The organism is Xenorhabdus sp. Sc-CR9, from assembly GCF_963897815.1.
Lineage (GTDB): Bacteria > Pseudomonadota > Gammaproteobacteria > Enterobacterales > Enterobacteriaceae > Xenorhabdus.
In genome coordinates, this window is the sequence record NZ_CAWQTY010000211.1 from 1 (window position 1) to 22434 (window position 22434).

Below are 22434 nucleotides of genomic sequence, written 5' to 3' on the forward strand. Positions count from 1 at the left end.
TTAGATGACGGCTTACCGTACTTTCATGAATACGTAAGGCTTGGGCAATCATCTGAGCTGTCCAGCCCTCTGATGCCAAAAGCACGGCCTTGATGCGATCACAGACTCGACTATCACGAGTCGTATCGTGCATCAATTCGAGGGCGCGTTTTTGTTCTGGTGTCAGATGAATTTTCATGGCTGCAAGCATGATCGGGTTTGGATAAGAAATCAAGCATCTTCAATGGCGATTGGTATAAAATGTAACAGGTTAGCATGTTAGCACTTTCAAGCGTCCTATATTTCTGCGGATCTTTTATTTTCAAACAGGCTCGAAATTTTTTTTGCAAAAAATGTAACACATGATTATTTCTTCGAACCAACTCGATAAATATCATGAAGGCTATTTTATTTTTCTCCTTTTAATTCATGCTTATTCTTATCCGAATTTATTCCCAATAGATTTCAAATTGCAGCATCACGGCACAATATTATAGCAACGTAATTATTTGAAAGGTTATAGCCACATGCAATCGGATATGTCACCAAACTACAAAAAAGGAAAAAAAATGAATCAGCAAGGATTTACATTGATTGAAGTGATGGTTGTTATGGCTATCGTGTCAATTCTCGGCGCAATTGCCATTCCCAGTTATCAAGGATATATCCAAAAAGCAGCATTAACCGATATGCTACAAGCTATTGTACCTTATAGATCCGGCATAGAGCTTTGTCGTTTTGAAACTGAGAATTATAAAGAATGTAATTCAGGCCAGGTTTCCATTCCATCCGGCCATAATAGCCGATATATCAGCGCCATCTCAGTAAAAGAAGGAGAAATAATCGTTACAGGTCAACAAAACCTCAGTGGCTTGAATGCTATTTTAAAACCAACTCAGGATATTAAAACAGGATTCACTCAGTGGAAAACTATTTGTGAATCTAAGAATGAATCATTGAAAATAAAATGTCAGGAAACATTGAAATTTTAAATATCAAAGAGTTTTATATCAAATAAATAAAATCATTAACCACTTTCAAACAAAAAACACAACCAATTAATTGAAGTTTTCGAGAAATAAAACTGTAATTTTAAAAATGAAGGATATTATTAATGAAAAATAAGGAAAACGTATTAATGGAAAGAGAAATAAAAGATCTGTGCCAACAGTATCAGGCTATTGTTATACAAAAAGATCACCATACTATTACCATAGCTTGTAGTAAATCACCTAACGAAGATTTCATCGCTGCATTACGTTTTGTTTCTGGCCTGATTGTGAATATAAATATTTGGCCTCAAGCAAAAATAGAATCTATGCTGACACAGGAAAAACCTCTGATATCAGAAGAAATTTATTGCGCAGAAAATGATGATATGGAGTCTTATCGTATAGAAAAACTGAACACCAACTATTCCAATCATCATACAATACAAACTAATAATATCCGAGATGAAGATATAGATGCCCCAGTTATTCAATTAATTAATCAGACGTTATTAACTGCAATACAAAAAAGAGCCTCAGATATTCATTTTGAGCCTTTTAAAAATAATTATCAAATACGCATTCGAGTGGATGGAATATTACATACAATGAAAACGCCGCCACCTCAGATGAATGCGAGTATTCCTGCCCGCTTGAAAATTATCGCAAAACTCAACATCGCTGAAAAACGTCATCCACAAGATGGGCAATTTGACTGGAACGACAGTAAGAATAACTATGCGATACGTATATCTACACTGCCGACACTACATGGAGAAAAAATAGTCCTTCGAATTCTAAATACCATACACCAATTGTCATTGGAACAACTTGGCCTGCCTGAATCACAGTTACAACTTTTAAGGCAGAAGATCCATTTACCACAAGGCATGATTTTAGTGACAGGCCCAACCGGCAGCGGAAAAACTGTCACTCTCTATAGTTGCCTGCAATATTTAAATCAAGCTAAAAAGAATATCTGTAGTGTTGAAGATCCCGTAGAAATCCCTTTGAATGGCATTAATCAAACACCTGTAAATAACAAAATTGGGCTAGATTTTGCCAAAGTTCTCAGGGCGTTATTGCGGCAAGACCCCGATATCATCATGGTTGGTGAAATCCGTGATAATGAAACTGCCGAAATATCAATGAAAGCTGCACAAACAGGCCACTTAGTTTTATCGACACTACACACTAACTCGACTATCGATACCTTATCCCGCCTGCAAAATCTGGGAATTTCTGGCTATACCACAGCTTCATGCGTAAAATTGATTATTGCCCAACGGTTAGTTCGCAAACTTTGCCCCCACTGTCGCCAACAAGATAGCACTCCGACTATTATTCCCAACATAACTAATAAAGAAGAAAGCCCATCGGCCTTAACACTAAAAAAATGGCATGCGGTTGGCTGTGACCACTGTTTTTCTGGTTATTATGGTAGGACAGCCATTTATGAATTTCTCGAAATTAAATCAGAATTCCTGCAAACCCTGTCTGAACATTTAACTGACAATCTCTCACATTTACTCACCCAGCAGCAGGGTTCAACACTGTTTTCGTCAGGCATCACATTAGTAGAAAAAGGGATAACTACTCTTGAAGAGATTTACCAGATTACAGGCCATGAAACTGTATGAAAATAGAGTATATCTACCAATGGCAAGCCATTAATAATAAAGGAAAGATTATAGCGGGGGAGAGCATCGGTTACAGTAAAAAAAGTGTCTTCCGGTACTTAGGCCATCTCGATCTGCAACCTTATTCCATTAAATGCAAAAGGGTGATTCACTACGGTGAAAAAGAAGTTGCTTACCGACTACATTTCATTCATCAATTAAGTACGCTACTAACATCAGGCATCCCCCTTTTACGGGGGTTAGTTATCTTATTGCAAGATTGCAAATTTGCTCTCTGGCGATGTGTATTAACGGATATGATCCAGAAAATTAGTCAAGGAGAATCATTTTCAACAACATTAGCTCATTATCCGAAGCTATTCTCTCCTTTATTCTGCCAAATTATTGCAGTCGGAGAACAAACAGGCCAGCTTGAGAATTGCTGCCAATTAATCATCAATCAGTTAGAGCAACAGGATGCATTACTGAAAAAAATGCAAAAAGCTTATCGCTACCCTTTGATAGTCGCTTTTGTCACACTGTTAGTTATTATTTTGATGTTGATCTTTGTTCTGCCGGAATTTCGACAAGTTTATTCTTCGTTTAATGCTACCTTGCCTCTATTAACACGGTGGGTTTTGTCGGGATCTGACTTTTTGATCCAGTATGGGCTATTACTACTAATAATAATATTTATATTGCTAACTGGTTACCTATGGTTACGTAAGCGTTTTTCAATATTGCAAACAAAAGAAAAAATGCTCATGCTGAAGCTCCCTCTTTTTAAAAAATTGATAATTTATCAACAAATAAACCAGATATTCCATATTTTATTTATGACACAGAAAGCAGGGTTAACACTAACAACAGGGCTAGAATGTGCTATCAATGCCACTCGTCATCCAATTTTTATTGCTGGAGTAAAAAGCTTACATAAACAGATCCAACAGGGAATTCCTATGAGTGATGCATTAAAAAAAGCAGCATTTTTCCCTTCGTTATGCCAGCAATTTGTCATGATAGGTGAAGAATCAGGCGAGTTAGAATTATTCTTGTTTAATATTGCAAAATGGTATCAAGAAAAATCCATCAACCTTGCTGATAGTTTAGTTCAATTACTTGAACCTCTATTGATGTTGATAATGGCATTGATTATTGGTTTATTATTGTTGGCCATGTATCTGCCTATTTTTCAATTAGGAACAATATTGGTTTAACAAAATATTTACATATTTCATTATGCTTCCTCAAGGACACAAAAGCTGGGAATATATTCGTTTGTTTATAGCTCATTAGCGTTCCTTAGGTTACAATTTAATTATACTATCAGAAATATTTTAAGGGATAGGATGACTTATATTGTTGCACTCACAGGTGGAATTGGTAGCGGTAAAACGACTATCTCTAATGTATTTTCATCCCTTGGTGTTCCTCTTGTTGATGCCGATATTATTGCCAGAGAAGTAGTTGCTCCTGGTACTCCCGCATTGCTGGCAATTTCACAGCACTTTGGATCTGACATATTATTATCCGATGGTAGTCTAAACCGCGCATTGCTACGCCAAAAAATTTTTGCATCTCCGGAAGAAAAACAGTGGCTGAATGCGCTGTTGCATCCGCTGATACACTCAGAAACTCAGCGACAATTAAACCAAGTGACTGCCACCTACGTTATTTGGGTGGTTCCTCTGTTAATTGAAAATAATTTAATGCATCTGGCAGACCGTATTTTAGTTGTTGACATCTCACCAGAAACACAAATTGCTCGGACAATGGCACGTGATGGCGTAAACCGTAAACAAGTGGAAAATATTCTGGCTGCGCAAGCCAGCCGTCATGACAGACTGGATAAAGCAGATGATGTCATCTTTAATCACCATGGAGAACAAGACATTGTCTCCCGTGTGGTTGAATTACATCAACAATATTTAAAACAAGCAAAATCAGTCAGACAGGAAAACCGTAATGAGTGATGCAACCTCTACTATTATTTTTGAACATCCACTCAATGAAAGAATGCGTTCATGGTTGAGAATTGAATCTTCACTGCAACAGTTGGAAAAACAACGCCACTTAGATTCTCTGGCAAGCAGCCTGTCGTTTTTTCGTACAATCTCAGAACTAATTGAGATCCTAGATCGTGGTGAAGTCCGTTCTGAATTATTAAAAGAGTTGGATCGCCAGCAAGTTAAGTTAAAACTGTGGCTCGGCGCTCCAAATGCAGATACTGGCATGATCCAGAATTTAGCGAAGCAGCTGAAAGAATGCAGTATTGCCTTGAATCAAGGCCCCCGACTCAGCCAGCATATCAAAGAAGATCGCATCATCAATATGGTTCGCCAAAGACTAAGCATTCCGGGGGGATGTTGTAGTTTTGATTTGCCAACATTGCACTTGTGGCTGTATTTGCCACAATCAGTCAGAGATGAATCGGTCAAAGCCTGGCTAGGCAGCCTCCTCCCATTAAAGCAAGCATTGGAAAGTATTCTGGAACTCATACGCCAATCGGCAGTATTTACGCCTAAAATCAGTCACAATGGTTTTTATCAAGACAATGCTGACGAAGCAGACCTCCTGAGGCTGAAATTGGACGTCGTACCGAATGCATTAATTTACCCACAAGTCTCCGGCTATAAGACACGTTTCGCCATCCGTTTCTTGCCTATGGATAATGAGCGTATCGTTCCTGCCCATTTGTCTTTTGAATTAGCCTGCTGTTAACATGGCTCCGAAATCAAGCAGGGGAAAGGAAAGTAAGATGTCTGAAGTATTGACAGTCGAATGTCCAACATGTGGCAACACAGTAATATGGGGTGAAATCAGCCCACACCGCCCATTTTGTAGTAAACGTTGCCAATTAATCGACTTGGGAGAGTGGGCCAGCGAAGAAAAGAAAATACCGAGTCAAAGCGATAGTGCAGAAAATGATAGCTGGAGCGAAGATCCAGAACGGTGATATCACTTAGATGACATCGCGAGGGCACTGATTTTATTTAGTACTATTTTTATTTAGTACTATCGCGATGTCATTCTCTAAAGCAAATGATTTTAAAAAAGTAATCCCTGTTTTTAATGGGAGTCATTTTTTGTTAAAAAAGCGACAATACTACGATTTGCGGGTGGAAATTCATCAGCAATCAATTCTGACCGTAATACCCAGCGGGAAGGCTGTCCTTCTCTACCAAATGGTTCATTTTTCCATTCATCAACCAGAAAAAAGTAGAGTGTGATATTTCGGTCAGGAAAATCATGTGTAATAGTATCTACCAATTTACAATGAGTCACAGTGATCCCGACTTCTTCCTTTAATTCTCTAATCAATGCTTGCTCAGGTGTTTCTCCTTGTTCAAGTTTACCTCCGGGAAACTCCCAAAAACCGCCCATATGTGAATCAGCACTACGCTGTGTGATAAATATTTCATCAGTGCTATTTTTAATGATGCCTGCGGCAATATGCAGATATTTTTTTTCCATAATTGTTTTTTCTTGCTATTGATTATTTAACCTAGGTGATTATATCTTGCAGACTACAATAAAATTAGCTTAAATCGCAAACTTGTCTTTCATTTAATCGTTAATCACTTTTACCTTTCACAAAAACATATCATGTAAAAACAAACAGCAAGCGGTATAAAACTCTGTCTAAAAATGGATTCAGGTTTAAGCCATTATTTCAAAGAATAAGGAAAAACCGTTTATGCAAAATGACGCTCAACAATTAATTGAAGCAAGACAAATCGCCTATCAGTTTTCTGGTGAAGCAACCCCTTTATTTTCTGGTATTGATATGTTTTTGAATGCAGAACAACATGCGTTAATCGGACGTAATGGTATTGGTAAATCCTGGTTGGCATCTATATTGACGCGGCAGATATCTCCCACCGAAGGCAGTGTAAAACATTTTTGTAATGTAGGTTATTTATCACAAAGCCTATCATCTTTTGTTGGTAATGCTGCCGATATGCTGGGATTAACTAAAATTATGAGAGCTAATGAACGAGTTCTGGCAGGTATTGGTGATACAGATGATTTCGATGTAATGGAAGGTAATTGGGATTGGAAATTTCAGGTCGAATCCCTGCTGGCAGAAGGTGAACTCAATCCAAAAATACTAAACCAACCTTTTGATTCTCTAAGTGGTGGGGAGCAAACACGGATTAGGTTATTAACACTAAAGAGACAAGATGTAGGTTTTATGATCTTGGATGAACCAAGTAATCATCTTGATCGACAAGGACGTCTTTGGTTAGCCCGATGGCTGGAAGCTTTCAATGGTGGTATTTTGCTGGTTACCCACAATACTCAACTGTTACAACATACCTCAATTGTATATGAGCTCAGTGGATTAGGATTATCGCGTAGTATCGGTGGATGGGAAACGTGGTTGGAAAGCAAGGAGCAACTCCGGCTTGGTATTCAACGCGAAGTCGAACAAACTCAAAAAAACCGGAAACAAGCACTACAAGATAAGCAAAAAGATCATGAAAAAGTAAGTAAAAGGCTGAGTCAAGGCAAGTAACGGCGAGAAAATGCTAATCAAACTAAACTTATTCTTGACCGTGAACTAGAGCGCTCAGGAGCCACTTTGGCACGGCAAGCAAAACTGCATGAAGAACGAATACAAAGGAATAACTCTCTGGCGACAGATGCCAGAACGAAATTAGAAATTATTGATCCGTTGTCCATTGCTGTGGCTACCCCACAAACTGCTACTCCACCGTTACTTTACTTACAGGATGTTATTTTACCCTTTGGCTCAAACACTCCTATTAGTCTGACAATTCATAATAATGAACGCCTTGCTGTTGTCGGCAATAATGGCAGCGGGAAATCGACCTTATTGAAAGTCATAACAGGTGTTCTGCCCCTCAAACAAGGTACTCGCCGAATAACACCGTCATATCGTCTGATGGATCAACATTTTTCGTTTCTGGATAAAAATCAATCCGCACTACATAATTTTCAATTACAGTCTCCGGGCTGGACTGAAGATCGCTACCGTACTCGACTTGCTCAATTACGTATTCGTGGAGAAGAAGCTTTAAAGCCTGTCGGCTATCTGAGTGGTGGGGAGCAACTTAAAGTTGCACTGGCTTGTCTGTTTTGTGGTCCATATGCTCCTGCCCTATTGTTGTTAGATGAGCCAGACAATCATCTGGATATAGAATCACGTGAACTGCTCCAGAAAGCATTACATGACTATACCGGAGCTATGGTATTGATTTCCCATGATGAGATGTTCATTCAAAATGTGGGGAATATGCAAAAATTAGAGATGAGCTGAATCTGACAATCTCAGTCGTGATAGCTTTCCGTTACTGTGATTATATAAGCATGAAATATGGAGCGAGTGGCAACCTGCCACTCGCTCCATTCACTTGGTTTTAATTATAAGCGCCCGTGACAATGCTTATATTTTTTGCCGGAACCACATGGGCAGGTGTCGTTACGTCCAACTTTACGTTCCCCACTTGCCATCTGTGCTTCCTCTTCTGACATTAATGCGCCTTGTTCAACTTCATGGCTCAAGTACTGCTTTCTTGCCAAACGTTCAGCTTCCTCGCGGCGTTGCTGTTCAAGTGCTTCAACTTCTTCCGGCATTCTGACCTGAACTTTGCTCAAGGTACTGATCACTTCATATTTCAATGATTCCAGCATATTGGCAAACATGGCGAAGGATTCACGTTTGTATTCCTGTTTTGGATCTTTCTGAGCATAGCCACGCAGATGAATACCTTGACGCAGGTAATCCATCGCAGCTAAATGTTCTTTCCACAGTGTATCCAAAGTTTGCAGCATAATGCCTTTTTCAAAGTTACGCATCATCTCTGCATTGACGATCTCTTCTTTCTGTTTATAGACTTCAATCGCCTTATCAAGAATCCGATCCCGCAATGTTTCTTCATGCAGCTCAGGTTCTTTATCCAACCATTCTTTTATTGGCAGATCCAGATCGAAATCGTTGACTAAACGTTCTTGTAAACCTTCAACATCCCACATTTCTTCCAGAGATTGTGGTGGAATATACGTATCAATCGTTATTTTGAAGACATCTTCACGAATGCTGGAAATAGTTTCACTGACATCACTCACATCAAGTAAGTCGTTACGCTGAGCATAGATTGCACGACGCTGATCATTGGCAACATCATCATATTCCAGTAGTTGCTTACGGATATCAAAGTTACGGCTCTCAACTTTACGCTGCGCATTAGCAATCGCTTTGGTCACCCATGGATGCTCGATCGCTTCACCCGGTTTCATACCCAACTTGCGCATCATGCCTGTAACACGCTCAGACGCAAAAATACGCATCAGAGAATCTTCCATTGAGAGATAGAAGCGTGAAGAACCCGCATCACCCTGACGTCCGGCACGGCCACGTAGCTGGTTATCGATACGGCGTGATTCGTGACGCTCTGTACCAACAATATGCAAACCACCCGCTGCCAATACCGCATCATGACGCACTTGCCATGCTGCTTTAATGTTCTCAATTTGTTCTTCGGTTGGCTCTTTCAGTTTGGCAATTTCTGCCTGCCAACTTCCTCCCAACATGATATCTGTACCACGTCCCGCCATGTTGGTTGCAATAGTTACCGTACTGGCTTGGCCTGCCTGAGAGATAATATCGGCTTCCATAGCATGGAATTTTGCGTTCAGGACATTGTGTACAATGCCAGCTTCAGTCAATGCATTAGAAATAACCTCAGACTTCTCAATCGAAATAGTTCCCACCAACACAGGTTGACCTTTGCTTGTACGCTCCCTGATATCCTCAATGATCGCTTCAATTTTTTCCGCTTCCGTCATGTAAACCAAATCCGGTAAATCTTGACGGACCATTGGGCGGTTTGTCGGAACAACAATAGTATCCAGCTTATAAATAGAGCTGAATTCAAAAGCTTCAGTATCGGCTGTTCCCGTCATCCCCGCTAATTTTTCATATATACGGAAATAGTTCTGAAAGGTGATTGAAGCCAGTGTCTGGTTTTCATTTTGGATTTCGACACCTTCTTTAGCTTCTACTGCCTGATGCAATCCATCAGACCAGCGACGTCCCTGCATGGTACGCCCAGTATGTTCGTCAACAATGATAACTTCACCATCTTTGACAATATAATCTACATCGCGGGTAAACAGGGCATGGGCACGTAAAGCTGCTGTTACATGGTGCATCAGCATGATATTGGTCGGCGAGTACAGAGATTCACCTTCATTCATCAATTTGGCATCCACAAGCAATTCTTCAATCAACACTAAACCGCGTTCTGTCAGGTTGACTTGACGTGTTTTTTCATCAACTGAGAAGTGACCTTCGCCCTGGAAAGTATCTGAATCCTCTTTTTCCTGACGGATCAGGTTTGGTATCAATTTGTCCACTTTGAGATAAAGTTCAGAGCTATCTTCCGCAGGCCCTGAGATGATCAGAGGTGTACGAGCCTCATCGATAAGAATGGAGTCCACCTCATCCACCAAGGCATAATGCAATTTACGCTGAACTCGTTCTTCCGGGCTAAATGCCATGTTGTCACGCAGATAATCGAAACCATATTCATTATTAGTTCCGTAAGTAATATCTGCACTATAGGCTTCACGTTTTGCTGGCGCTGGCATGTTCGGCAGGTTAATACCGACTGTCATGCCGAGAAACTCAAATAGTGGACGGTTGTTTTCAGCATCCCGCTGTGCCAGATAGTCGTTTACGGTAACAACATGGACACCCCGGCCACTCAGGGCATTAAGATATGCAGGCAACGTTGCTGTCAGTGTTTTACCTTCACCGGTACGCATTTCTGCTATACAACGTTCATTCAGTACCATCCCGCCCAACAGCTGGACATCAAAGTGACGCATACCAAAGACACGTTTACTGGCTTCACGTACAGTAGCAAAAGCTTCCGGGAGAACTTTTTCCAGTGACTCCCCTTCCTTCAGACGAGTACGGAACTGATCTGTTTTTGCTTTCAGTTCTTCATCAGAAAGTTTTTCAAAATCCGGTTCCATGTGGTTGATCACATCAACTACTTTACGCAAACGACGCAGGGTACGGTCATTACGGCTACCAAAAATTTTAGTCAGTAATTTAATCAGCATAATTTAGTACATCTCAGATAGGGCTACTCTTGCAGCCAATCAATCATTTCTTGAAAAAAGTCTTATTGAATAAGAATAAAATAATACAAAAGTATTAAAGCAAAAATAAATGATTGGATAATGGCCCTGCTCTGATCCCTTGAATTTGGGCTACCCAGAGCGCTGGTGTGTACGTATCAGGAAAAACAGTCACTAGTATCGCAACATCAGATATGGTGTCATCAAATGGCTTTGATACTTGTGTCAACATAGCATGCAAAGTGTCCAGCATAAGCTGTTGCATTGATGGAGAAGAACTCCGAGCACTTTCTTTTGCTTCTTCGCATCTAACCGGCTCTGTGACCGAAAAAGCAAAAGAAAGTTGACGGATCACGTTACGAACAGCGTGTTGCTGCCAGTAGTTTAAATAATTGGAGGGTTGACGCTGAGCACTTTTTAGTTCAAACAGGTGTAATTGAAATAAATGCTCAAACGAAGAAAATGATTGATTTTGGTTTTCTTGAGTAGAAGAAGTATTAGTATGGGGAAGGTTTTCTGCCACTTTAGCAAAAACAGTAGGAACACCAATTCCCGTGGCAACTATGCCCAGTAAAAGGTGAGACCAAAAATAACGCCTACCAAATTGTCGCCAAAGATTTAAAATACTCATTAATCCTTCATTAATAAATACTGGAACTGCCCTTATTATGCGAGATAGCCGCCCACAATCACTGGATACTCTATTTGAAGACGAGGCGACTGTCGGGAAAAGCCCACTTCAAGTAATTCAAAAACATGCCATCGCATTATTGAAGCTCAACCGTGCTGTTCTCAGCTTACTTCCTGCACAGTTGCATCCATGGTGCAGGGTTGCCAATTATCGCAAACAAATTCTGGTACTGGAAGCAGGAAATGCCAGTTGGATGACCCGGCTTCGTTATGAAATTCCTACGTTGCGTTCTACTCTGAGGAGCGAAATTCTACCATCTTTATCCTCAATCGACATCAGGATTAATCCATCATTAATGGTCAAGTATGATAATAATGCACAGAACATCGCAAAATCCTCAGTTGAAGTATCCAATAATGATAATCAGGATTTACCAAAGCGCCAACTGACTCATGAAAGTGCAGAAACAATAATGATGTTGGCTGCACGCAGCCCGGAAAAATTGAAAAGGAAATTAGAACGATTAGCTGCACTGGCCGGAGAGGGTACCAGCACAGCCAAGAATAAGCGCTAACGCTGAATGAAAAACATCAGCGAAAGGAGTGTGATAGATAACATAACCCACTGGTGCATCATAGGAATGTTCTCAACACTCTTTTAGTTAATATACATGTTAGAAACACACACATTAGCCATTATGCCAACACTAATGAAGGGGCACGGAAAGCCAGCGGCATTTCAGCCTCATCTTCAAATGTGACAAATTCCCAAGCACTTTCTTGCGCCAAAACGGTTTGCAGTAGCTTGTTGTTCAGTGCATGACCCGATTTGAACGCGGTAAAGGCACCAATAATGTTGTAACCACACATAAACAGATCGCCGATGGCATCCAACATTTTATGACGAACAAATTCATCATGAAAACGCAAACCATCTTCATTGAGTACACGGTAATCATCTACCACAATAGCACAATCGAAGCTGCCACCAAGGCACAGACCTTGAGATTGTAAGTACTCAATATCACGCATAAATCCAAAAGTACGGGCACGGCTAATCTGACGAACGAATGAATCCGCTGAAAAGTCCATACTATAACGCTGTGAACCGGAATCAATCGCTGGATGGTTAAAGTCGATGGTAAAATCCAGACTGAAACCATGATATGGTGCCAATTCAGCCCATTTATCACCATCTTCCACGCGAACAGTTTCTTTCACACGTACGAATTTCTTCGCGACATTCAGTTCTTCAATACCCGCATCCAATAACAGGAAAACGAACGGGCTAGCACTACCATCCATAATCGGGATTTCTGGTGCATCGACGTCAATAACAATGTTGTCGATTCCCAAACCTGCCAATGCTGCATTCAAATGCTCAACAGTTGAAATCCGCACATTATGCTCATTCACCAAGCAAGTACAGAGCATAGTATCACGCACAGATTTGGCATCAGCCGGAAAATCAACCGGAGGATTCAAGTCAGTACGACGATAGATGACCCCGGTATTAGCCGGTGCTGGACGCATTGTCAGCGTGACTTTCTTACCGGTGTGTAAACCAACGCCAGTCGCTTGAACAATACGTTTTAATGTCCTTTGTTTGATCATCGTTTATATCTCGCAGTGTTACTTATCCCGCCAACCATTATAAAGTATGATTGCCGGGATATTTTAGCACAAAAAGCGGAGAAACCAATTTTTTAGCTATTAGTCAGCCTGCTTACGCAAAAATGCTGGAATATCAAGATAATCAGGCTCTTTGCTTGTATGTGTATTTTGGTCATTAACTACTTTTGCTGCTGGTTTGCTCTCATCAGACAATGAAGAGATTCCGCCGGGCATCTGCTGGTAACGGCGATCCATTGTGTTTGTCTGAGGAGCTTTGTTATTGGTCACCAGAGTAATTTCCGGACGCTTGTCCATCCCTATACCCGTTGCAACAACAGTAACACGCAGTTCATCGTTCATGTCCGGATCCAATGATGTACCGATAACCACGGTTGCATTATCAGAAGCAAATGCACGGATTGTGTTACCAACTGTTTCAAATTCGTCCAGACGCAGGTCAAAGCCCGCGGTGATGTTAACCAGAACACCACGCGCACCAGATAGGTCGATATCTTCCAACAGTGGGCTGGAGATAGCCATTTCTGCAGCTTCTTCCGCACGATCTTCACCTTGTGCAATACCTGAACCCATCATGGCATAACCCATTTCAGACATCACGGTACGAACGTCAGCGAAGTCAACGTTCATCAGCCCCGGACGAGTGATCAGCTCAGCAATACCCTGAACCGCTCCTTTCAGAACATCATTTGCCGCACCAAACGCATCCAGCAGGGAAATTCCGCGCCCCAAAACTTTCAACAATTTGTCATTTGGAATAGTAATCAATGAGTCCACATGTTTGGACAGTTCAGTGATTCCTTGTTCCGCGAAGGCCATACGCTTTTTGCCTTCGAAGTTAAATGGCTTAGTCACGACAGCCACGGTCAGAATGCCAAGTTCTTTGGCAATTTCAGCTACAACGGGCGCTGCACCTGTTCCTGTACCACCACCCATACCCGCAGCGATGAATACCATGTCAGCCCCTTCCAATGCGGTACGCAATGATTCGCGATCTTCTTCCGCGGCAGTACGGCCAACTTCAGGGTTTGCACCAGCGCCCAATCCTTTCGTAATGCCGTTGCCAATCTGGATAGTCTGACCAACAGCTGTCTTACGTAGTGCCTGAGCATCCGTGTTAATCGCAAAGAAGTCTACTCCTTCAATGCGTTCACGCACCATGTGCTCAACAGCATTACCGCCGCCGCCGCCGACGCCGATGACCTTAATCACCGCGTCATTGGTTAATTCCAGTGGTTCAAACATAATTTCTCTCCGTTTTGTGCCTTTATATCGAGGCAGGCGACATTGTCTTAGCCTCTGTATAAAAAATCAAAATTCTTTTTTCAGCCAGTTGCTGATTTTATTAAACCAGCCGCTCACTGACGTTCTTTTATCGGCATCAGAATCTCCGCCAAGGTGGGATTCTTTGCCATAATGCAGAAGCCCAACTGCTGTTGAGTAGCAAGGCTCCTGCACATAATCTGTCAGCCCAGTGATGTTCAGAGGACGACCAATACGAACTTGGGTATGGAATACCCGCTGGGCACAATCGGCCAATCCATCAATCTGGGCACCTCCCCCTGTCAGGACAATCCCTGCTGCCAAGTGGTGCTTTACTCCCTGCTGACGCAACTGTTCCTGCAATCGCAAAATTTCATCATTCACTAAATTCAGCAGTTCGGTATAACGGGGTTCTATTACTTCCGCCAGCGTCTGACGCTGCAAGCTACGGGGAGGCCGTCCTCCCACACTTGGGACTTCCACGCTCTCATCTTTGCTCACTATTGAACCCAATGCGCATCCATGACGAACCTTGATGGTTTCAGCATCACTTGGGGGGGTACCAAACGCATAAGCGATATCACTGGTAACAACATTTCCTGCATAAGGAATAACCTTGGTATGACGCAATGCACCGCCGGTATATACAGCGATATCCATCGTTCCACCGCCGATATCAACAACACATACCCCAAGTTCTTTTTCGTCTTCCGTTAATACAGCATAACTTGCTGCCAGTCCGGCAAAAATAAGTTGGTCAACTTTCAGCCCACAACGTTCAACAGCTTTTACAATATTTTTTGCCATATCGTTATGACAGGTAATCAAGTGAACTTTCGCCTGCATGCGCACACCAGAAAGCCCAACTGGATTTTTAATCCCTTCCTGATAGTCGATCGCGTATTCCTGTGGGATTACATGCAAAATACGGTGCTCATCACGAACACGAACCGATTTGGCTGTATGGACAACACTGTCCACATCATCTTGTGTCACTTCTTCTTCCGAAATCGGCACCATACCAATTTCGTTCTGACAACTAATATGCTTACCGGAAAGCGCCAAATAGACTGACGAGATCTGGCAATCTGCCATCAGTTCAGCCTGATCTATTGCACGTTGGACGTACTTAACAACCGATTCAAGATCGTTGACACCGCCTTTATCCATGCCACGGGATGGGCAACTTCCTACTCCGATAATATTAACCATACCATCGGGCAGAATTTCACCAACCAGGGCAGATACTTTTGCTGTCCCGATTTCAAGACCAACTACCAATTTTCTGTCCGTTGATTTGATCATCGTTATTCTGCCTGTCTCTGTATTATTACCAGTCACTGTTTGTTTTCTTGCCCGTTCATTGAAACTGGCGCATCAGTTAATAAAGGAGCCCAACCAACCGCAGCACCGCTGTCATAACGTAAATCGATATAAGCCACGCGTTTTTCCGTGTTTTTCAACAACACAGGATAAAGTTCAATAAAACGTTTTATTCGCTCCATATTATCTCGATTTCCTAACTCTAACCGGATATCGTTATCCAGTATCAATTGCCAGGAATTACGCGCTGTCATGATCACCGCTTTCAATTTTATTTGATGCGTTGAAAGAAAAGCTGTCATTGTGCTATATCCTTCCAATACATCTTTTTCTTTGCTTTCAGGACCATACAGCATCGGGTATTGCCCATTCATACTGCGTTCCATGGGCAAACTAAACACCCGACCTTCTGCATCCAGCATTTGCGTATCATTCCAGCGCGCATAAGGCACGTATTCTACCAGATGTATTTTCAGTTCATCAGGCCATTGTTTACGCACAGTCACTTGCCGAATCCATGACAGTTGTTCAATATTTTCCTGAATGACATTGACATCCTGTGTCATAAATGTTCCTGGGGTTCCCAGAGACAAAATAGCCTGCCTGACATCATCATTCGTGGTGTAATGGCGTTCACCGGTTAACACCAGTTTTGAAAGCGGTAATCGACTAGAGTCTTTCATCCAGTCCAGTGTCATCCAGCCCCCCCATATGATGGTGCCGATTACCATCAGGAAGAAGATAATCCCTATCAGATGATAACCATTACTGGGGCGTATCCCCTGAGCTTCGATCTCCCGCTCCCGGATATTCCGGGCTGCCTGTGACATATCAATCAGCCAATTCCAAAATTCTCGCTACAAGTTGGGAAAAACTGAGTCCGGCCTGACGCGCAGCAATTGGTACCAAACTATGACTGGTCATGCCCGGAGAGGTATTTGCCTCTAACAGATAGAAATTACCCTTGCCATCATCCATGATATCAACGCGTCCCCAGCCACTGCATCCCAGCGCTTTATATGCCCTTGATGCGATATCTATCAACTCCTGCTCTTTTTCGACACTCAAGCCACTTGGACAAAAGTATTGTGTTTCGTTGGAAATATATTTCGCATCATAGTCATAAAACACATCGGGAGCCTGAATCCGGATAGAAGGAAGAGCTTCATCACCCAAAAAACCCACGGTATATTCAGGGCCAAACAACCATTCCTCAATCAATATATTGCTGTCATATTTGAATGCCAGTTCTAATGCATCACGCAGCTCGGAATAGTCATTCACTTTGGTCATGCCCACACTGGAACCTTCCAGATTTGGTTTGACCATTAACGGTAGACCTAATTCTCGGACATAATCTTTGAGTTGAAGATCACTAAGTTGTTTAAATTTTTGAAAATTAATCGCAACATAAGAAGAAATGGGCAGTTTTGCTCCCTGCCATAGCTGTTTTGTACGCAATTTGTCCATTGACAAAGCTGATGCCATCACACCACTGCCTGTGTAAGGAAGCTGTAAAAACTCCAGTAAACCTTGCAGAATACCATCTTCACCACCACGGCCATGCAAAGCGATAAAAACTTTACTGAACCCCTCTTCTTTGAGTTTAGTCACATCAAAGTCTTTTGTATCGACTGAATAAGCATTAATGCCCGCTTCTTTCAGCCCAGCCAAAACTGACTGCCCTGATTGCAGTGAAACTTCACGTTCAGCAGACGTTCCGCCCAACAAAACTGCGACTTTATCAACCATGATGCTCTCCCTCATTAAAAGATGGCTGCAATTTTGTTTCAGCCAGATTGCGCGCTATTTTACCGATATTACCGGCACCCTGAACCAAAACTAAGTCATTGTTTTCCATCACCCGTGACAGTATGGGTGAAATTTGCTCTGAATCTGACACAAAAATTGGTTCCAATTTCCCACGGCTACGGATAGTCCGGCATAAAGAACGACTATCTGCCCCTGGGATCGGGGTTTCACCTGCGGCATATACATCCAGCATCAATAGAACATCTACCTGACTTAAAACATTAGCGAAATCATCATATAAATCACGGGTTCTCGTATAACGATGTGGCTGAAATACCATCACAATACGTTTATCCGTCCAGCCAGCCCGCGCAGCTTTGATCGTGGCATCAACTTCGGTTGGGTGATGGCCATAATCATCAACCAACATCACGCCACCTTCTTTGTTATTGATATGTTTGAGGGCAAATTCCCCCAGAAAATCAAATCGGCGTCCCGTTCCCTGAAACTCTGCCAGCGCTGTCAGAATTGCGGCATCATTAATGCCTTCTTCTGTTGCTACTGCTACCGCTGCCGTCGCATTCAATGCGTTGTGGCGTCCCGGGGCATTTAACACTACATGCAGGTCTGGCAGGTCGTTACGGCTGATAGTGAAAAATCCCTGAGCGCCTTTCTGTTCATAATGGGTAATACGGACATCCGCTTCTTCACTGAAGCCGTAAGTCGTAATATAACGCCCAATACGGGGAATCAATTCCTTCACGACAGGATCATCAATGCACATCACTGCACGACCATAAAACGGCAGGTTATGCAGAAAATTAACGAACGTCTGTTTCAGATTTTCGAAATTTCCCTGATAGGTGTCCAGGTGATCAGCTTCAATATTGGTGACAACCGCCATCATAGGCTGCAAATGCAGGAATGAAGCGTCGCTTTCATCTGCTTCCGCTATCAGGTAACGGCTGCTGCCTAAACGTGCATGTGTACCCGCCGCTTTTACCAAACCGCCATTGACAAATGTCGGATCAAGACCCGCCTGTGCATAGATGCCCGCAATCATTGCGGTTGTCGTGGTTTTTCCATGTGTTCCCGCGATAGCAATACCGTGGCGGTAACGCATCAGCTCTGCCAGCATTTCTGCGCGGCGGATTACCGGAATGCGGGCTTCACGAGCCGCCATAATCTCAGGGTTATCCGCAGGAATGGCAGTGGATGCAACCACAACACTGGCACCCCGTACATTTTCCGGACGGTGATTAAAATAAATGTTTGCACCCAGTGCAATCAGCTGTTGTGTGACTGGGTTGGGTGCCAGATCAGAACCGCTTATCTGATAACCTTCATTAGCCAACACCTCGGCGATGCCACCCATGCCAGCACCACCAATGCCGACAAAGTGGATATGCCTGACTTTTCTCATCTCAGGCACTGAAGCTCTTAATTTCGCCAACTGTTGTGTATTCACGTTTAATCTTCACTCGTTATGTTTACGTCACCGTTCTACTTTCTACTTACTAGAACGCTATTTAGAACTAGAACGGCTTGAATGATTTTCAACAGCATCAATCAGCGCTGCTGCCACACGCTCAGTTGCATTGATAATGGCGACTGAGCGTGACTTTTCTGCCATCTCCAGTAATTGCGGGCGTTGCCACTGCATTAACAATTCTGCTACGGCATCTGCCGTAAATGTGGGCTGCTCGAGTATCTTCGCGGCTCCCACTTTTTCCAATGGCAAAGCATTCCAATACTGCTGGCGATCTTTATGTTGAAATGGAACAAAGATCGCGGGTAAACCCGCAGCAGAAATTTCGCTGACCGTCAGAGCGCCAGAACGGCACACCACAATATCTGCCCACGCATAAGCCTGCGCCATATCATCAATAAATTCAGTCACTTTGAATTCAGATTTAACTGAATTTTCATATTTTTTCTGTGTTTCTTCCTGAGCACCTTTTCCGGCCTGATGCCATAGTGTGATTTTATTCCCCAAACGAGCTGCTACCTCTGGCATGATTTGGTTCAAAATCCTTGCACCCTGACTTCCCCCGACAACCAGAACCCGCACAGGGCCTTCACGTCCGGTCAAACGCTGCTCAGGTACGGGTAGAGCCAGTACATCTTCCCGTACAGGGTTGCCGACAACCGGTGCATTAGGAAATGCGCCCGGAAAGGCCTGTAAAACCGTTTTTGCGATTTTAGCCAACCAGCGATTGGTCAGCCCCGCAATACCATTTTGTTCATGTAATACAACAGGAATGCCACATAACCATGCGGCTATTCCACCCGGCCCAGAAACATATCCGCCCATTCCCAGTACAACATCCGGCTGATAACGTTGCATAATGGCTTTTGCCTGCCGGATTGCCTTAAAAATTCTTATAGGAGCGGCCAGCAATGCTTTGATTCCTTTGCCCCTCAATCCTGAAATTTGAATAAATTCGATATCAATACCATGTTTCGGCACTAAATCGGCTTCCATGCGATCAGGGGTTCCCAACCAGCGGATTTCCCACCCCTGCTCTTTTAAATGATGGGCAACCGCCAGTCCCGGAAACACATGACCGCCCGTACCACCTGCCATCACCATTAATCGCCGGTTTTTGCCACTCATTTAGGGCTCCTTACGAACGCCTGTGCTTTCGCCAGACGTACTTCATAATCAATTCGCAATAACAACACGATAGCCGTTGACATCACAATCAGACTCGAACCACCGTAACTCACCAGAGGCAAAGTCAGACCTTTTGTTGGCAATATACCCGCCGCTGCCCCTACATTGATGAATGCCTGAAAGCTGAACCAGATACCGATTGCACAAGCCAGAAAACCAGAAAACCGTTGATCAAGCTGTAATGCCCAGTGACCAATCATCATTGCGCGGAAAGCGACGAAGAATACCATTGCCAACACTAAAACCACACCGAAATAACCTAATTCCTCAGCAATAATTGAGAAAATAAAATCAGTATGCGCTTCAGGCAGATACTCCAATTTCTGAACTGAATTTCCCAAGCCTTGCCCGAAGAAATCTCCGCGACCGAATGCCATTAATGACTGAGTTAACTGATAACCGCTACCGAACGGATCCTCCCACGGATTCAGAAAAGAGGTCACCCTGCGTATACGGTAAGGCTCAGCGATAATCAGTACGCAAACGGCAAATATTCCGCAACCAATGATGGCAAGGAATTGCCACAACTTCGCACCCGCCAGAAACAGCAATGTCAGTGTTGTGACAAACAATACAATCACGGTTCCCAAATCAGGCTGAGCCAGCAGTAAAATAGCCAATGCAATCATGACCCCCATCGGCTTGCAGAATCCCCAGAAATTGTTTCTCACTTCCTCTACTTTTCTGACCAGATAGCTGGAAAGGTAACAAAAAAACGATAATTTCGATAATTCAGCAGGCTGAATACGCAATGGGCCTATCGCTACCCAACGTGATGCGCCATTAACTGAGCTACCGACAAAGAGCACCACAACTAACATCATGATTGTGCCGAACAACATGACATAGCTGTAACGCTGCCAGAACGCCATTGGAATGCGTAGTGTGATCAAAGACAAGAAAAAGCACAGCCCCAAGTAAATCGCATCACGTTGTGCAAAGATAAACGGATCTTTAGCAAGACGTTGACCAACAGGCATTGAGGCTGATGTCACCATGATAAAACCGATCACAGTCAACCCCAATATCATCCAGACCAGGGTACGATCATACATGACGATATCTGTGGTATCGGCTTCCACATTTCCCGCCAGCCAATTTTTAAATTTACCGAAGCCTGGAATGGTCATCAGCCTAGCTCCTCTGCCAAACGGGCAAATTCATGGCCACGATGTTCGAACCCACTGAATTGATCAAAACTCGCACAGGCGGGAGACAGCAGTACCATATCGCCAGCGACCAGCCTGGATGCGATTTCTCTCATTGCCTGCTCCATCGTTTCTGTCAGTGTTGCGATTTCAGGACGCAGTTGCGCCAGCTGCCTCCCATCACGGCCGAAACAGTAAAGACGAATATTATTCGCCGATATGTAGGGCTTAAGCGGAGCAAAATCAGCCGCTTTTCCATCTCCACCGACTAAAAGATAGAGCGTACCTTCTACTTTCAATCCACTGAGAGCGGCTTGTGTGCTACCGACATTGGTTGCCTTGGAGTCATTAACCCAGCGAACGCCATTTCTCATATGGACGACCTGAAAACGGTGTTCCAGCCCTGAAAATGCACGCAATGCCTGAATACTGGCTTCACGAGGAATACCTACAGCATCTGCCAGTGCCAATGCCGCCAGCCCGTTAGCATAATTATGTTGCCCGGCCAACTGCATTTCACGGGTTACCAGAACGGGACATTGATTGACCACCAATTGTTGATGCTCACTATCAAGCTGATAATCACCGCTATCCACACCAAAGCTGATATAGCCGCTACTCTTGCTTTCTATCGGCCAGGTCAGTTCATCCAGCGCATTCACTACGCATACTTTTGCTTGATCATAGATACGCAGTTTCGCCGCACGGTATTGTGATATCCCTTTAGGGTAACGAACCATATGGTCTTCAGTCACATTCAGCACAGTTGCAGCTGCAGCTTTGAGACTGTAAGTGGTTTCGAGCTGAAAACTGGAAAGCTCCAATACATACAATTGGCAAGGTTTTTTCAGTAATTCCAGTGCAGGAACCCCGATATTTCCTCCCACACCAACCTGCCATCCGGCTTCTTTTGCCATCGCACCCACTAACATGGTCACGGTGCTTTTACCGTTTGAACCCGTTATGGCAACAATCGGTGCCGTTGCCATACGACAAAACAGCTCAATATCACCGATAATTTCAATACCAGCATCCGCCGCTGCTTGTAATTCAGGGGTTGCCAACGCAATCCCCGGGCTGATAACAATTAAATCAGCATTCATCAGCCATTGGGCATTTAAACTTCCAGTGTGACACTCAACGTCATCAGGCAGCCTATCGCTGCCCGGTGGTACTATACGGGTGTCCATCACGCGCGGAATCACACCACGTGTGATGAAAAAATCAACGCAGGAAAGGCCCGTAAGGCCCAACCCGACGATAACGATTTTTTTATCCCCGTATTTAGTCATGAATAACTCAGCCAT

22 protein-coding genes are annotated in these 22434 nt (G+C 43.2%); 9 read left to right on the forward strand and 13 right to left on the reverse strand.

Going from position 1 to position 22434, the window contains the following annotated elements; genetic code table 11:
* Positions 1–178, reverse strand: a 178-nt coding sequence (locus tag AACQ81_RS16370) for a helix-turn-helix domain-containing protein (RefSeq protein ID WP_237385726.1), incomplete at its 3' end; no start/stop codon positions are given.
* Between the two features lie 370 nt (positions 179–548).
* Here AACQ81_RS16370 and ppdD point away from each other — a divergent pair.
* From ppdD to yacG, 6 genes are all read left to right on the forward strand, one after another.
* Entirely contained in the window at positions 549–971 is a 423-nt protein-coding gene (gene ppdD, locus AACQ81_RS16375; protein ID WP_237385727.1) for a prepilin peptidase-dependent pilin, read from the forward strand.
* A 122-nt stretch (positions 972–1093) separates the two neighbouring features.
* Positions 1094–2608, forward strand: coding sequence for a type II secretion system protein GspE (gene gspE / locus AACQ81_RS16380; protein ID WP_237385643.1), 1515 nt, complete (start codon positions 1094–1096; stop codon positions 2606–2608).
* Positions 2605–3804: a protein transport protein HofC gene (gene hofC, locus AACQ81_RS16385; RefSeq protein WP_237385644.1), complete on the forward strand. Its 1200-nt coding sequence runs from the start codon at positions 2605–2607 to the stop codon at positions 3802–3804. The genes gspE and hofC overlap by 4 nt, the downstream gene beginning before the upstream one ends.
* 132 nt (positions 3805–3936) lie before the next feature.
* Positions 3937–4560: a dephospho-CoA kinase gene (gene coaE, locus AACQ81_RS16390; RefSeq protein WP_237385645.1), complete on the forward strand. Its 624-nt coding sequence runs from the start codon at positions 3937–3939 to the stop codon at positions 4558–4560.
* The gene (gene zapD, locus AACQ81_RS16395) at positions 4553–5308 is read left to right on the forward strand and encodes a cell division protein ZapD (protein ID WP_237385646.1); all 756 of its coding nucleotides are present in this window, start codon (positions 4553–4555) and stop codon (positions 5306–5308) included. The genes coaE and zapD overlap by 8 nt, the downstream gene beginning before the upstream one ends.
* Before the next feature lie 37 nt (positions 5309–5345).
* Positions 5346–5543 carry a DNA gyrase inhibitor YacG gene (gene yacG, locus AACQ81_RS16400; RefSeq protein WP_237385647.1) on the forward strand — a complete coding sequence of 66 codons (198 nt, stop codon included), beginning with the start codon at positions 5346–5348 and terminating at the stop codon, positions 5541–5543.
* A 113-nt stretch (positions 5544–5656) separates the two neighbouring features.
* Here the strand turns inward: yacG and mutT are convergent, their stop codons facing one another.
* Positions 5657–6061, reverse strand: coding sequence for an 8-oxo-dGTP diphosphatase MutT (mutT, locus tag AACQ81_RS16405; protein WP_237385648.1), 405 nt, complete (start codon positions 6059–6061; stop codon positions 5657–5659).
* A gap of 223 nt (positions 6062–6284) precedes the next feature.
* Between mutT and AACQ81_RS16410 the strand changes: the two genes are divergently transcribed.
* Both AACQ81_RS16410 and AACQ81_RS16415 read left to right on the forward strand, forming a co-directional pair.
* On the forward strand, positions 6285–7106 hold the full coding sequence (locus tag AACQ81_RS16410; RefSeq protein ID WP_237385649.1) for an ATP-binding cassette domain-containing protein: 822 nt from the start codon (positions 6285–6287) through the stop codon (positions 7104–7106).
* Between the two features lie 66 nt (positions 7107–7172).
* A complete protein-coding gene (locus AACQ81_RS16415; protein WP_237385650.1) occupies positions 7173–7871 on the forward strand; it encodes an ATP-binding cassette domain-containing protein in 699 nt (232 codons plus the stop codon).
* 104 nt (positions 7872–7975) lie between these two features.
* Here AACQ81_RS16415 and secA read toward each other — a convergent pair whose 3' ends face one another.
* Both secA and secM read right to left on the reverse strand, forming a co-directional pair.
* On the reverse strand, positions 7976–10684 hold the full coding sequence (secA, locus tag AACQ81_RS16420) for a preprotein translocase subunit SecA (RefSeq protein WP_237385651.1): 2709 nt from the start codon (positions 10682–10684) through the stop codon (positions 7976–7978).
* A gap of 94 nt (positions 10685–10778) precedes the next feature.
* Positions 10779–11333, reverse strand: coding sequence for a secA translation cis-regulator SecM (gene secM, locus AACQ81_RS16425; protein ID WP_237385652.1), 555 nt, complete (start codon positions 11331–11333; stop codon positions 10779–10781).
* A 37-nt stretch (positions 11334–11370) separates the two neighbouring features.
* On the opposite strand from secM, the gene AACQ81_RS16430 reads away from it, so the two are divergent.
* Positions 11371–11907, forward strand: a complete 537-nt coding sequence (locus AACQ81_RS16430; protein WP_237385653.1) for a DUF721 domain-containing protein — start codon at positions 11371–11373, stop codon at positions 11905–11907.
* A 121-nt stretch (positions 11908–12028) separates the two neighbouring features.
* Here AACQ81_RS16430 and lpxC read toward each other — a convergent pair whose 3' ends face one another.
* The 9 genes from lpxC to murD all read right to left on the reverse strand — a co-directional run bounded on the left by lpxC (position 12029) and on the right by murD (position 22419).
* Positions 12029–12946, reverse strand: coding sequence for a UDP-3-O-acyl-N-acetylglucosamine deacetylase (gene lpxC / locus AACQ81_RS16435; RefSeq protein ID WP_237385654.1), 918 nt, complete (start codon positions 12944–12946; stop codon positions 12029–12031).
* Between the two features lie 99 nt (positions 12947–13045).
* Entirely contained in the window at positions 13046–14209 is a 1164-nt protein-coding gene (ftsZ, locus tag AACQ81_RS16440; RefSeq protein ID WP_237385655.1) for a cell division protein FtsZ, read from the reverse strand.
* 66 nt (positions 14210–14275) lie between these two features.
* The gene (gene ftsA, locus AACQ81_RS16445; RefSeq protein WP_237385656.1) at positions 14276–15532 is read right to left on the reverse strand and encodes a cell division protein FtsA; all 1257 of its coding nucleotides are present in this window, start codon (positions 15530–15532) and stop codon (positions 14276–14278) included.
* Between the two features lie 32 nt (positions 15533–15564).
* Complete coding sequence (gene ftsQ / locus AACQ81_RS16450; protein ID WP_237385657.1) at positions 15565–16380, reverse strand: cell division protein FtsQ; 816 nt, start codon at positions 16378–16380, stop codon at positions 15565–15567.
* Position 16381: 1 nt separating this feature from the next.
* Positions 16382–17302, reverse strand: a complete 921-nt coding sequence (locus tag AACQ81_RS16455; RefSeq protein WP_237385658.1) for a D-alanine--D-alanine ligase — start codon at positions 17300–17302, stop codon at positions 16382–16384.
* Complete coding sequence (murC, locus tag AACQ81_RS16460; RefSeq protein ID WP_237385659.1) at positions 17295–18770, reverse strand: UDP-N-acetylmuramate--L-alanine ligase; 1476 nt, start codon at positions 18768–18770, stop codon at positions 17295–17297. Before murC ends, AACQ81_RS16455 begins: the two co-directional genes overlap by 8 nt.
* 57 nt (positions 18771–18827) lie before the next feature.
* Positions 18828–19919 carry an undecaprenyldiphospho-muramoylpentapeptide beta-N-acetylglucosaminyltransferase gene (murG, locus tag AACQ81_RS16465; RefSeq protein ID WP_237385660.1) on the reverse strand — a complete coding sequence of 364 codons (1092 nt, stop codon included), beginning with the start codon at positions 19917–19919 and terminating at the stop codon, positions 18828–18830.
* Complete coding sequence (ftsW, locus tag AACQ81_RS16470) at positions 19916–21109, reverse strand: cell division protein FtsW (protein WP_237385661.1); 1194 nt, start codon at positions 21107–21109, stop codon at positions 19916–19918. Before ftsW ends, murG begins: the two co-directional genes overlap by 4 nt.
* Positions 21109–22419: a UDP-N-acetylmuramoyl-L-alanine--D-glutamate ligase gene (gene murD / locus AACQ81_RS16475; protein ID WP_443089516.1), complete on the reverse strand. Its 1311-nt coding sequence runs from the start codon at positions 22417–22419 to the stop codon at positions 21109–21111. Before murD ends, ftsW begins: the two co-directional genes overlap by 1 nt.
* Positions 22420–22434: the final 15 nt, after the last annotated feature.